The sequence below is a fragment of the Mesorhizobium sp. P2_C7 genome (assembly GCF_056404515.1).
In genome coordinates this window covers 52,380-65,150 of sequence record NZ_JBFUDW010000001.1, presented here as the reverse complement: position 1 = coordinate 65,150, position 12,771 = coordinate 52,380, and the positions used below count along the sequence as shown (strand labels likewise).

11 protein-coding genes, 1 other RNA gene and 1 pseudogene are annotated in these 12,771 nt (G+C 62.2%); 6 read left to right on the top strand and 7 right to left on the bottom strand.

What is annotated here, in order from left to right; translation table 11 throughout:
* The first annotated feature begins 229 nt into the window (after positions 1–229).
* The 3 genes from pyc to AC1D2G_RS00330 all read left to right on the top strand — a co-directional run bounded on the left by pyc (position 230) and on the right by AC1D2G_RS00330 (position 4,707).
* The gene (pyc, locus tag AC1D2G_RS00340) at positions 230–3,688 is read left to right on the top strand and encodes a pyruvate carboxylase (RefSeq protein ID WP_477411508.1); all 3,459 of its coding nucleotides are present in this window, start codon (positions 230–232) and stop codon (positions 3,686–3,688) included.
* Positions 3,689–3,946: 258 nt separating this feature from the next.
* Entirely contained in the window at positions 3,947–4,207 is a 261-nt protein-coding gene (locus AC1D2G_RS00335; RefSeq protein WP_027027312.1) for a DUF2312 domain-containing protein, read from the top strand.
* A gap of 50 nt (positions 4,208–4,257) precedes the next feature.
* The gene (locus AC1D2G_RS00330; RefSeq protein ID WP_095084218.1) at positions 4,258–4,707 is read left to right on the top strand and encodes a hypothetical protein; all 450 of its coding nucleotides are present in this window, start codon (positions 4,258–4,260) and stop codon (positions 4,705–4,707) included.
* A gap of 42 nt (positions 4,708–4,749) precedes the next feature.
* On the opposite strand, the pseudogene AC1D2G_RS00325 reads toward AC1D2G_RS00330, so the two are convergent.
* A pseudogene (locus tag AC1D2G_RS00325) lies at positions 4,750–5,260 on the bottom strand (arsenate reductase ArsC).
* A gap of 212 nt (positions 5,261–5,472) precedes the next feature.
* On the opposite strand from AC1D2G_RS00325, the gene AC1D2G_RS00320 reads away from it, so the two are divergent.
* Entirely contained in the window at positions 5,473–5,811 is a 339-nt protein-coding gene (locus AC1D2G_RS00320; RefSeq protein WP_477411507.1) for a hypothetical protein, read from the top strand.
* Positions 5,812–5,889: 78 nt separating this feature from the next.
* On the opposite strand, the gene msrB is transcribed toward AC1D2G_RS00320, so the two are convergent.
* The 5 genes from msrB to AC1D2G_RS00295 all read right to left on the bottom strand — a co-directional run bounded on the left by msrB (position 5,890) and on the right by AC1D2G_RS00295 (position 9,783).
* Complete coding sequence (gene msrB, locus AC1D2G_RS00315; RefSeq protein WP_023688927.1) at positions 5,890–6,294, bottom strand: peptide-methionine (R)-S-oxide reductase MsrB; 405 nt, start codon at positions 6,292–6,294, stop codon at positions 5,890–5,892.
* A 101-nt stretch (positions 6,295–6,395) separates the two neighbouring features.
* The gene (locus AC1D2G_RS00310; protein WP_477411506.1) at positions 6,396–7,193 is read right to left on the bottom strand and encodes an MBL fold metallo-hydrolase; all 798 of its coding nucleotides are present in this window, start codon (positions 7,191–7,193) and stop codon (positions 6,396–6,398) included.
* A 16-nt stretch (positions 7,194–7,209) separates the two neighbouring features.
* On the bottom strand, positions 7,210–8,400 hold the full coding sequence (locus AC1D2G_RS00305) for a vWA domain-containing protein (protein WP_477411505.1): 1,191 nt from the start codon (positions 8,398–8,400) through the stop codon (positions 7,210–7,212).
* Positions 8,401–8,407: 7 nt separating this feature from the next.
* Entirely contained in the window at positions 8,408–8,854 is a 447-nt protein-coding gene (locus tag AC1D2G_RS00300; RefSeq protein ID WP_477411504.1) for an N-acetyltransferase family protein, read from the bottom strand.
* A 65-nt stretch (positions 8,855–8,919) separates the two neighbouring features.
* Entirely contained in the window at positions 8,920–9,783 is an 864-nt protein-coding gene (locus AC1D2G_RS00295) for a LysR family transcriptional regulator (RefSeq protein WP_477411503.1), read from the bottom strand.
* Positions 9,784–9,928: 145 nt separating this feature from the next.
* Between AC1D2G_RS00295 and AC1D2G_RS00290 the strand changes: the two genes are divergently transcribed.
* Complete coding sequence (locus tag AC1D2G_RS00290; protein WP_477411502.1) at positions 9,929–11,494, top strand: MFS transporter; 1,566 nt, start codon at positions 9,929–9,931, stop codon at positions 11,492–11,494.
* Between the two features lie 21 nt (positions 11,495–11,515).
* Here the strand turns inward: AC1D2G_RS00290 and AC1D2G_RS00285 are convergent, their stop codons facing one another.
* Positions 11,516–12,355: an AAA family ATPase gene (locus AC1D2G_RS00285; protein WP_095084224.1), complete on the bottom strand. Its 840-nt coding sequence runs from the start codon at positions 12,353–12,355 to the stop codon at positions 11,516–11,518.
* 251 nt (positions 12,356–12,606) lie between these two features.
* Between AC1D2G_RS00285 and ssrS the strand changes: the two genes are divergently transcribed.
* Positions 12,607–12,762, top strand: a non-coding RNA gene (gene ssrS, locus AC1D2G_RS00280) — 6S RNA.
* Positions 12,763–12,771: the final 9 nt, after the last annotated feature.

Genomic DNA, 12,771 nt, shown 5'->3' with positions numbered 1-12,771 from the left:
TCCTTCCGGGCGATCCGGCAAGCCGATAAAGCCGGCGTTTAGCCGGAAAAAGATCAGGCCTTGAATGGCCGCGCCGGGGCTTTCTTGCGCGTTCGACCGAATGCGACCGACTTTGGCGCAAAGATTCCGTTTCAATCGATTTAATTCAGCGTCAATTTTGTTTGCACTGCAGCATTTTCGCGCTAATCATGACGCCAGTTTCGTCCCCGACACTGTCCGGAGTTCGTCCTTGGCCATTACGAAGATCCTCGTCGCCAACCGATCCGAAATCGCCATTCGCGTCTTTCGCGCGGCCAACGAACTTGGCCTCAAAACCGTGGCGATCTGGGCCGAGGAGGACAAGTACTCGCTGCATCGCTTCAAGGCCGACGAGAGCTACCAGGTCGGGCGCGGACCGCACCTGACCCGCGACATGGGACCGATCGAAAGCTACCTGTCGATCGAGGAGGTGATCCGCGTCGCCAGGCTTTCAGGCGCCGATGCCATCCATCCCGGCTACGGGCTTTTGTCGGAAAGTCCCGAATTCGCCGAAGCCTGCGCGGTCGCCGGCATCACCTTCATCGGCCCGAAGCCGGACACGATGCGCCGGCTTGGCAACAAGGTTGCCGCGCGCAATCTGGCGATCGAGGTCGGCGTGCCGGTGATCCCCGCCACCGATCCGTTGCCGGACGACATTGAGGCGGTCAAGAAACTGGCCAAGGAGATTGGCTATCCGGTGATGCTGAAGGCATCGTGGGGCGGCGGCGGGCGCGGCATGCGCGCCATCCGCTCCGAGGCCGATCTTGCCCGCGAGGTCATGGAAGGCAAGCGCGAGGCGAAAGCCGCCTTCGGCAAGGACGAGGTCTATCTCGAAAAGCTGATCGAGCGCGCCCGCCATGTCGAGGTGCAGGTGCTGGGCGACACGCATGGCAATGCTGTACACCTGTTCGAGCGCGACTGCTCGATCCAGCGCCGCAACCAGAAGGTCGTCGAGCGGGCGCCGGCCCCCTATCTCGAAATGTCGCAACGCGAGGAGCTTTGCGGCTACGCGCTGAAGATTGCGCGCGAGACCAGCTATATAGGTGCCGGCACGGTCGAGTTCCTGCAGGATGCCGATACCGCCAAGTTCTATTTCATCGAGGTCAATCCGCGCATCCAGGTCGAGCACACCGTCACCGAGCAGGTGACCGGCATCGACATCGTCAAGGCGCAGATCCACATCCTCGACGGCTTCGCCATCGGCACGCCGGAATCGGGCGTGCCGGCGCAGACGGACATCCGGCTGAACGGCCATGCCTTGCAGTGCCGCATCACCACCGAAGACCCCGAGCACAATTTCATTCCCGACTACGGTCGCATCACCGCCTATCGTGGAGCAACCGGCTTCGGCATCCGCCTCGACGGCGGCACCGCCTATTCCGGCGCGGTCATCACCCGCTTCTACGATCCGCTGCTGGAGAAGGTGACGGCCTGGGCGCCGACGCCGGCCGAGACCATCGCCCGCATGAACCGGGCGCTGCGCGAGTTCCGCATCCGCGGCGTCGCTACCAACCTCACCTTCCTCGAAGCGATCATCAACCACCCGAGCTTCGCCGACAATTCCTACACGACCAAGTTCATCGACACGACGCCGGAACTGTTCCAGCAGGTGAAGCGCCAGGACCGCGCCACCAAGCTCATCAACTATCTGGCCGACGTGTCAGTCAACGGTCATCCCGAGGCGCGGGGCCGGCCACAGCCGAAGGCCGACGCGGCCGCACCCATCGTGCCTTACCTCAACGGCAATGTGCCGGGCGGCAGCAAGCAGAAGCTGGACGTGCTCGGCCCGGAGAAATTCGCCGCCTGGATGCGCGCGCAAAAGGAGGTGCTGGTTACCGACACGACGATGCGCGACGGCCATCAGTCGCTGCTGGCCACCCGTGTGCGCACGCATGACATCGCCGGCATCGCCGGCACCTATGCGCGCGCCCTGCCGCAGCTTCTTTCGCTCGAATGCTGGGGCGGCGCCACCTTCGACGTCGCCATGCGCTTCCTCACCGAAGATCCATGGGAGCGGCTGTCGCTAGTGCGCGAGGCAGCGCCCAATCTGTTGCTGCAGATGTTGCTGCGCGGCGCCAATGGCGTCGGCTACACCAATTATCCCGACAATGTCGTGCAGCATTTCGTCAAGCAGGCGGCCAGCGGCGGCATCGACTTGTTCCGCGTGTTCGACTGCCTGAACTGGGTCGAGAACATGCGCGTCGCCATGGACGCGGTCGGCGCCGAAGGCAAGCTGATTGAAGCGGCGATGTGTTACACCGGCGACATACTCGACCCGGCGCGAGCCAAATACGATCTCAAATACTATGTCGGCCTGGCCGGCGAATTGCAGGCTGCCGGCGCCCACATCATCGCCGTCAAGGACATGGCCGGCCTGTTGAAGCCTTCCGCCGCACGCGTGCTGTTCAAGGCGCTACGCGACGCGACCGACCTGCCGATCCATTTCCACACCCACGACACGTCGGGTCTGTCGGCGGCGACGGTGCTGGCTGCGGTGGAGAGCGGCGTCGACGCCATCGACGCGGCGATGGATGCCTTCTCCGGGAACACATCGCAGCCTTGCCTTGGCTCGATCGTCGAGGCGCTGAAGGGCACCGAGCGCGACCCCGGCCTCGACCCGCAATGGATTCGCAAGATCTCGTTCTACTGGGAAGCTGTGCGCAACCAGTACGCCGCCTTCGAAAGCGACCTCAAGGGACCGGCCTCGGAAGTCTACCTGCATGAAATGCCGGGCGGCCAGTTCACCAATCTCAAGGAACAGGCGCGCTCGCTCGGGCTCGAGACACGCTGGCACGAGGTGGCGCAGACCTACCACGACGTCAACCTGATGTTCGGCGACATCGTCAAGGTGACACCGTCGTCCAAGGTCGTCGGCGACATGGCATTGATGATGGTCAGCCAAGATCTGACCGTCGCCGATGTCGAAAATCCGGCCAGGGATATCGCCTTTCCGGATTCGGTCGTCTCGATGCTGCGCGGCGATCTCGGCCAGTCGCCCGGCGGTTGGCCGGCAGCGCTGCAGAAGAAGGCGCTGAAGGGCGACAAGCCGATCACGGTGCGGCCGGGCTCGCTGCTCAAGCCGGCCGATCTCAAGGCCAGCCGCAAGGAGATCGAGGAGAAGCTCGAGCGCAAGCTCTCGGAGTTCGAATTCGCCTCTTGGCTGATGTATCCGAAAGTGTTTTCCGACTTCGCCGGCGCGCAGGAGACCTACGGCCCGGTCAGCGTCCTGCCGACGCCGACCTATTTCTACGGCATGAAGCCAGAGGACGAGATCTTCGTCGACATCGAGAAGGGCAAGACGCTGGTGGTGCGCTGTCTGGCCATCGGCGATGTCGACGACAAGGGCATGGTCACTGTGTTCTTTGAGCTCAACGGCCAGCCGCGCCGCGTCAAGGTGCCCGACAGGGCGCATGGTGCGTCCGCCGCCAAAGCCCGCCGCAAGGCCGAGCCGGGCAACGAGGCGCATGTCGGCGCGCCGATGCCTGGCGTCGTCTCGGCGCTTTCGGTTGCCGCTGGCCAGGCCGTGAAGGCCGGTGACGTGCTGCTTTCCATCGAGGCGATGAAGATGGAGACGGCGTTGCACGCCGAGCGCGACGGCACGGTCGCCGAGGTGCTGGTCAAGGCCGGAGACCAGATCGATGCCAAGGATCTGCTGATCGCCTTCAATTGAGAGCTGGCAAAGAACGGGCAGGCTGTCGGCTTCTGTCGGCAGCCTGGAGCGTGTTCCATCCCGATGGAATCGGGTTGGGGCTCCATCTCTGTGTTGGGGCATGAACTCCAGGGAAAACCGGTACCCACTTTTCGGGATCATGCCCCTGTGGCTTGTTCGATAACAGCTTGACCCGCCGCCGCCGGTCAGGCATCGAACCGGCTCAAATTTGCCGCCGTAGTTCCCCGAGTCGCGGCGCAGAAACGATGTGGAGAAAACATGGCCGACGATATCACCGAGACCAGCCAGACTGTTGCCGCCGGCCAACTGCGTGCCTTCATCGAGCGCATCGAGCGGCTCGAGGAAGAGAAGAAGACCATCTCCGACGACATCAAGGAAGTGTTCGCCGAAGCCAAGGGCACCGGCTTCGACACCAAGGCGATGCGTACGATCATCCGGCTGCGCAAGAAGGACCAGGCAGAGCGGCAGGAGGAGGAAACCATCCTCGACCTGTACAAGGCCGCGCTCGGCATGGTGTAAGACTAACCGGCCCGGCGCCCCATGCGGTTGCCGGAGATACGGTTCGAAACATGAGCGAATTCGACTTCGGCGCCCGCCGCGCCTCTGAATTCCGCCAGCGCGGTTTCTGGACGCTGTTCGAGGAACGGCATCCGGAGGAAAAGGCTCTGTTGGCGAGGCGCGGACCCTGGTTCTGGCAGCGCGGGCTGCCCGACTTCGCATTGGTCCTTTCCATGTATGTCGCGCCGGCGCAGAACCATGTCGGCGTCTTCTTTGGGCGCAACGAGAAGTTCGGTGCCACGGGAGCGTGGGCGCGGTTGAAGCCGTTCCAGCCGGCGATCGAAGGCAAGTTGAAGCTCAGGCCCGAACAGAGTTGCCAGGGGCTCGGCATCAATTCGATGTGGCGGGTGAATTGCTTTGCCGAGGACAACTGGCCTGCGATGGCCGACTGGTTGGTGACGGAGGCCTCGCGCATCGAGCGCGCGGTCACCGAGGTTCTGGCGGACGAAGTCGGAGCGTGAGCTCGCGTCCGCCGACCGATGAGCGAGACGGGGCTTTTGCGATCAGCTCGCCTTCGCCGTATCGCGGCCGATCTCGTCCAGATGGTGCTGCAGGGTCATATGGTCGAGCGTGCCCACCGGCAGATTGACGAACAGCGAGATGCGATTGCTGAGCATGCGAAAGGCATCGGCGAAGGCGAGGTGCATCTCGGCGTCGGTGCCGTGGGCCTTGGCCGGGTCCGGTATCGCCCAAAGTGCCGTCATCGGATGGCCGGGCCATATGGGACAGGCTTCGTTCGCGGTGCTGTCGCAGACGGTGAAGACGAAGTTCATTTCCGGTGCGTCGGGCGCGGCGAATTCGTCCCAGCTTTTCGAGCGGGCGAAGCCGGTGTCGAAGCTGAGGGTTTCGAGCAGTTGAAGTGCGTAGGGATTGACCGTGCCCTTCGGTTGAGAGCCGGCGGAAAAGGCTCTGAACCTGCCGGCGCCGATCCGGTTGAGGATGGCTTCCCCCCATGATGGATCGTGCCGAATTGGCGTTGCAGAGAAACAGCACATTGTAGAAATTGTCGCTCATCTCAAGACCTCCCTGGCAGGCGACTGGATGATTGAGCGGCAAATTCCGTCGGGACGTCGCCGCTTGGCAAAAGTATATCGAAAAGAAGCGGCGTAGAAAGGTTTCGCGACCGTGTGATGACATCCGGTCAGGTCACGATGTCCATCGTCGCCTGGTGTTGACTGTTTGTTGCGTTTGACGTTCCTGCCGACGCCGAAGCGAGGGTTGCGCCGATGAATGTTTCAAAGCTCCCCGAAGACGAGAACGACAAGGCCAGCCGGGGCTTCTTCCGCGCACGCTGGCAAGGCCTGGTGCCGCTCGATCGGCTGTTCTGGCGCGACCTCGTCCTTGTCGGCACGGCGATCAATGTCGTATCTTCGGTGGCCGCGCTCATCCTGCTCGGACTGAAGCTGCCGCTCGCGCTGGTTCTGGCGGTTCATTTCGCGCCGGTGCCCTACAACATCTTCCTGACCTTTGCCGTATGGCGAACCACGGAAAAGGCCACCGGCGCCAAGGCCTCGCTGATGACGCTCGGCGCCATATTGTGGCTGATCCTGTCGGTCGTGGTCTGACAGTGCGGATACGGGGCACCTGTCGCGCAATGAAAAAGGGCGGCCGCAGCCGCCCTTTCGATTCATCCGACGATCGGGTTAGGCCGTCGGCTCGAATTTCAGCGCCACGCCGTTGATGCAATAGCGCAGGCCGGTCGGCGGCGGGCCGTCCTCGAAGACATGGCCGAGATGGCTGCCGCAGCGGGCGCAATGGCATTCGGTGCGGACCATGCCGTAGCTGCGGTCGACGGTGTTCTCGACCGAGCCCGGCACCGGGTCGTTGAAGCTCGGCCAGCCGGTGCCGCTCTCGAACTTCAGCTTTGATTCGAACAGCGGCTGGTCGCAGCCGACGCAGGAAAACGTGCCGGCGCGCTTCTCGTAGAGCAAGGCGCAGCTTCCCGGCCGCTCGGTACCGTGGCCGCGCATGACGGCATATTGCTCCGGCGTCAGCCGGGCGCGCCATTCGGCGTCGGTGCGGGTGACGGGGTAGGTGTGGGTGTCCATTTGATCTCCTCAGCCTTGCCGGCTCGTTGTTGATTGCAACCTCATATTCGCACCAAGATAGGCATTTGTTACGAGATTTGCCCGCATTTTCGATCGTGCCTTCACGCGATGGCTGCAAGATAGCGTGCGACCGATATATCGAATGCCGCTTTTGCGTCCCCAATCACATTCTGGTTCCACCATGCGCCGTAGATGTGGTTGAACTGGAACGGCTCCAATGCCTTCGCGATGCGGCGCACGGCGGCTGCGTTGAGCGGGATATAGTTGGGATAGCTGTACATGAAGCTGACATGGCGGCGCGTCGGCGTTACCTGCAATATGTCGCCGGACAGCAGGGCGTTGCCGCCATCGCGTTCCCAATGGAGCAACTGGCCGCCGGCAAAGTGGCCACCGCAGCGGACAAGTGTCAGCGAAGGGTTGATAGGCAACGTCTCGCCCTCCCAACTGACGATCGCCTTGTGCGGCCGCATGATCCATTGGCGGTCATCGGCGTGGAGAAAGATCGGCACACCGCCAAAAGCCTCGCTCCACTCGACCATCACCGAATAATAGTGGCAGTGCGAGATGGCTATCGCTGTCAGGCCGCCGCGGCGGTTGATCTCGGCCACCGCCTCGTCGCTGACCATCGAGATGCAGTCCCACAGCACATTGCCGTGCGGCGTCTGCGCCAGCAACGCGCGCTGGCCGATGGCGAAGCGCGGCTCGATGCCGAAGGCGAGAACGCCGGCGTCGTCCTTGACCACGACCCGGTGTCCGTCAGCGAGCTCTTCCGGTGTGATCCAGGCCTGGCCTTCCCAGCGAACATATTGCCGCTCGTCCTCGCAGATCGGGCAGCGGTTCGGCGGTGCCTCCGTTGCCGCGAACTGGACGCCGCATTGCAGGCAGAGAAAGCAGGTCATCGTTTTTCCTGTCTGTTCAATGCTTCCTTGAAAGCTGCCTGGTCGCGCCTTCGAGCCCGGCCAGCGTCAGCGGGAACATGCGGCCGCCGAAGATGTCGCGGATCATGGCAATCGAATGGGTATAGCCCCAGTTCTTCTCGTTCTCGGGGTTCAGCCATACCGCGTTTGGCCATTGCTGCAGCAGGCGGCCGAGCCAGACGGTCCCGGCCTCCGGGTTCCAGTGTTCGACCGAGCCGCCGGGTAGGGCGATCTCGTAAGGGCTCATCGAGGCGTCGCCAACGACGATCACCTTGTAGTCCGGCCCATATTTATGGATCAGGTCGAAGGTCGGGATCGTCTCGGCATGCCTGCGGCGATTGTCCTTCCACACACTCTCATAGAGGCAGTTGTGAAAATAGAAATATTCGAGCTGGCGGAATTCGGCGCGGGCGGCCGAAAACAGCTCTTCGACGCTCTTGACGTGGTCGTCCATCGAGCCGCCGACATCGAAGAACATCAAGAGCTTCACCGCGTTGCGCCGTTCGGGCCGCGTCTGCACGTCGAGATAGCCATGCTCGGCGGTGGCGTGGATGGTGCCCGGCAGGTCGAACTCCTCCTCGGCGCCCTCGCGCACCCAGCGGCGCAGGCGCTTCAGCGCGATCTTGATGTTGCGGGTGCCGAGTTCGACGGCATCATCGAAGTTCCTGAACTCGCGTTTGTCCCAGACTTTGACGGCGCGGCGGTTGCGGCTTTCGTGCTGGCCGATGCGCACGCCTTCGGGATTGTAGCCATAGGCGCCGAAGGGTGAGGTGCCGCCGGTGCCGATCCATTTCGAGCCGCCCTGGTGGCGGCCTTTCTGCTCCTCCAGCCGCTGCTTCAAGGTCTCCATCAGCTTTTCGAAACCGCCGAGCGCCTCGACCAGTTTTTTCTCTTCGTCGGTCAGGTGCTTTTCGGCGAGACGGCGCAGCCATTCCTCGGGAATATTGGCGACATCGACAGCGTCCGGCCCACCCAGCGCCTCAACGCCCTTGAAGACATGGGCAAACACCTGGTCGAAGCGGTCGATGTGGCGTTCGTCCTTCACCAGCGCGGTGCGGGCCAGATAGTAGAAACCCTCGACGTCGTAGTCGACCAACCCGGCTTCCAGCCCCTCCAGCAGCGACAGATACTCCCTTAGCGAGACGGGAACACGCGCTGCCTTCAGTTCGAGGAAGAAAGGGATGAACATCGTCTATCTACAGCAGATCATACTCGATGAAGCCGGTCCGGCGCGCCACATAGTCGTAGAGCTTGCGCGCGGTGGCGTTGGTCTCGTGCGTCATCCAGTAGACATTCTTGACACCGATTTTTGCAGCTTCCAGCTTCACCGCCTTGATCAGCTCAGCACCAATGCCCTTGCCGCGCACGTCCGGATCGGCGAACAGGTCCTGCAGATAGCAGTTGCTTTGTTCCGCCCAGCAGGAGCGGTGGTAGAGATAGTGGGTGAGGCCGACAGCCTTGCTGTCGAGCGTGGCGATGAAACCCTTCGGCTCGAACTCGCCTGCCGTGAACAACCGCTTCCAGGTGACGGCGTAGACCTCTTCCGGCAGCTTGGTTTCGTAGAAGGTCAGATAGTCGGTCCACAGGCGCCGCCAGTCGGCATGGTCGGACTGCGCAAGCGGGCGGATAGTGATCTCGGTCATTTCGATCCCCGTGAAATCTGGAACCCGATCCATATCAACAGAATCGGGATCGGGAACATCCTTGCCTATCCCGCTGGCAAATCATACTCGCGAAAAGCGGTGGCGAGCATGTGCAGCGCTTCTCGCGCCCGCGGCGCCAAGGCGCGCGAATGCAAGACGATATCGGAAGAGGGAATGGGCGGCAGGCCGAGCTTGCGACCCACCTCGATCAAGCCAGGGGGAGCGACACGTTGGGCGAGGGCGCAAACGACGAAGCCGGCCGATACCGCGATGTTGACAGCCGCGCCGCCGCCGCCGACGAAAGCCTCGCTCCAGGCGATGCCTACTCTATCCAGCGCCTCGACCGCTCTCAGACGGTCCGGGCAGTTGCAGACGGTGCTTAGAAGAGCGAGGCGCAAGGGCGTTCCGGGCCGCCATTCGAAGGCAGGGGCCGCGAACCAGCCATAATGGGTGCGCGACAAGGCTTCGCCCCGGCGACTGTCGTCTTCCTGGTGCACGATCACCGCATCGAGTTCGCCCCTATCGAAAGCCTCCTGCAGCAAAGAGCTGGTATCGATCCTGATGTTGAGGGCAAGCGACGGATCGTGGGCATGAAGCTGGGCTATCAGTATCGAGAGCTCGGGCCCCGCGACGTGGTCGACAAAGCCGAGAGCAAGGCGACACGGCGCCTCGGAAAACTCCGCCATGGCGCGTTCATGGGCGGCAAGGAATTCGCGGGCTGCCGGGAGGAAAACCGCTCCCCTTGCCGACAGCCGCACGCGGCGCGGGGTTCGTTCGATCAGACGCGCGCCGAGCTTTTCTTCGAGCCGGCGCAGTTTGACGCTGATCGTCGCCTGGGTGCTGCCGAGCGCGGCAGCCGCACGGGTGAAGCTCTGCAAATCGGCCACCATGACAAAGGTCCGCACAGCGTCGACATCAAGGCTTGCCATCTCGATCATTCCTTTTTGTCATCTCTGAAATAGAAATGCATAGTCTTTTTTCATGGTCAAGCCTCGTCTATGTCACCTCCATCGCAGTTTTGAAAATCACCCGCCCTTGGCTCACCTGCGAATGCTCCGATGGAAAGTGATTGATATGTTTCAAATCGACCGAAACACCGTTGCGCTTGCGGGGGCTTGTCTTGCCTCGCTGCTGTTCGGCCTCGAAATCTCGAGCGTACCGGTGATCCTGCCGAAACTGGAAAGCGTGCTCGCCGCCGATCTCAAGGATCTGCAGTGGATTATGAATGCCTACACCATCGCCTGCACCACGGTGCTGATGGCGACGGGGACACTGGCGGACCGGTTTGGCCGCAAACGGGTGATGGTGACCACCACCATCGCCTTCGGCTTTGCCTCCCTGCTGTGCGGCCTCGCACCGAGCGCGCCAATCCTGATCATTGCGCGTTTTTTGCAGGGGCTTGCAGGAGGAGCGATGTTCACCTGCAGCGTGGCCGTGCTGTCGCACCAGTTTCAGGATGGTGGTGAACGCGGCAAGGCCTTCGTTGCCTGGAGCGTGGTCTCGGGCATCGGGTTGGGTTTCGGTCCCGCCATTGGTGGATTGATCGTCGCATTCTCGAGCTGGCAATGGGTGTTCCTCATCCACGTGCCGCTGGCGATCCTTGCCCTGGTCTTCATCGTCGCCGGTGTCACGGAATCACGCGATCACAACGCCCAGAAGCTCGATCGGGCCGGCATCCTGACGCTTTCGCTGGCGGTGTTCGGCTTTTCCTATCTGATCACGCAAGGCGCCGATCTCGGGTCCGGCGCCCGTGTCGGCGTGATCGTCGCGGCGATAGCGGCCTTCATCGGGTTTCTTGTTGCCGAAAGGGTCAATCCCTATCCGATGTTCGACTTCTCCGTCTTCCGCATCCGCCAGTTTTCAGGCGCGATCATGGGCGGCATCGGCATGAATTTCAGCTACTGGCCGTTCATCATCTATCTGCCGATCTATTTTTCTGGCGTTCTGGGCTATGACAGCACCACGACCGGCCTGTTGCTGCTCGTCTACACGCTTCCCCTGATGCTGATGTCCTCAACCGCCGAGCGCCTGCGCGCGCGCTATCAGGCGCGAATTGCGATCCCGCTCGGGCTTTTGACATTGGGGATCGGCTTCATCGCCATGAGGATAGGGTCCGGGCTCGAGGGAGCCAATTGGGTGACGATGCTGCCTGGTACGCTGATCGCAGGCATCGGCATCGGCCTGACCAATTCACCGACCACCAACACCACGACCGGGTCGGTATCGCCGGATCGTGCCGGCATGGCCTCGGGAATCGATATCAGCGCACGCCTGATCACGCTCGCCATCAACATCGCGGTGCTGGGCCTGCTGTTGACGCAGGGGATCGTTTCTTATCTGCGGAACGCATTTGGCGGGGCATTCGACCCGAGCGAATTGCGCGCGCTGGCGGAAAGGATCGCCACCGGAAACCTCGACAGCCTGACACAGGACTCGCCCAGGCTCGCGACCCTCGACCCATCCGGCGCTATCGCGCACGCAGCCCTGGTCAACGGTTTTGGCTGGGTCATGCTCTATAGCGGGATCGGCGTTCTTGCTCTCGCCGTCATCAGCTTCATCATCTTCGGCGCGAAGACTGACGCGCCGCGGGAGGAAAGGGGGCAGCGTTCCGCTCAGGCAGCAGGCGAGGTTCGCTCGTAGCGGACACCTGCACGGACAGTCTTAGCCCTGCCGCCTCGCCATGAAGGCTAGCCGCTCGAACAGATGCACGTCCTGTTCGTTCTTCAGAAGCGCGCCATGCAGCTTGGGCAATGCGTTCTTCGGGTCGGCGCGCAGGTCTTCCGGCGCGATGTCGTCGGCGACCAGTAGGCGGATCCAGTCGAGCGCTTCCGAGGTCGACGGCTTCTTCTTCAGGCCGGGCACCTCGCGGATCTCGTAGAACTGGGTCAGCGCCGCCCGCACCAGGTTCTGCTTGATGCCGGGATAGTGCACGTCGACGATTTTGTGCAGCGTCTCGACGTCGGGAAAGCGGATGTAGTGGAAGAAGCAGCGGCGCAGGAAGGCGTCCGGCAGTTCCTTCTCGTTGTTGGAGGTGATGATGACGATCGGCCTGACCGCGGCGCGAATGGTCTCGCCGGTCTCGTAGACGAAGAACTCCATCCGATCGAGTTCCTGCAACAAATCGTTGGGGAACTCGATATCGGCCTTGTCGATCTCGTCGATCAGAAGCACGACCTTCTTGCCGGCCGAGAACGCCTCCCAAAGCTTACCGCGCTTGATGTAGTTCCTGATGTCGTTGAAGCGCTCGTCGCCGAGCTGGCTATCGCGCAGCCGCGACACGGCATCGTATTCGTAAAGGCCCTGCTGCGCCCTGGTGGTCGACTTGACGTGCCATTCTATCAGGTCGAGGCCAAGGGCTGCCGCAACTTGCCTGGCGAGTTCGGTCTTGCCGGTGCCGGGCTCGCCCTTGACCAGCAGGGGCCGTTCCAGCGCGATCGCGGCGTTGACCGCCACCATCAGATCCTTGTCGGCGACATAGGCCGCCGTGCCTTCGAAACGCATTTTTGCTCCTTAGAGTGGTTCGCCGTTTCACGGAAACGTCGAACCGCTCTATCTCTTTGTTTTGACGCAATTCCGGACGGAAAACCGTCCACACTTTTCCTGGAATTGCTCTTGGTTGGTCATGACGACCGTAAGGACGCGGCTCCGCCTGTGCAAGGGTGGCTTGTCGGCGGCGGCGAGGGGCGCGGATCCGCCACGGAAAGAATGTCATCTCTCTGGTGCTTGGCTGGCTAGCGGCCTATATATGTCGGGACGGTCTGTGCTTCCCGGCAGGAGAACATTTTCCCCGGGGCCTTAACGATCCTTAGGGAGCTGTCCCTGGGAAGACCCGTGGGTTTTCTCACACGGCGCCCACCTACTTTGTAGGTTCCCGGGATCGCTCTCTCCACCGGTTGTGTGGATCGTCACTTTTCGCA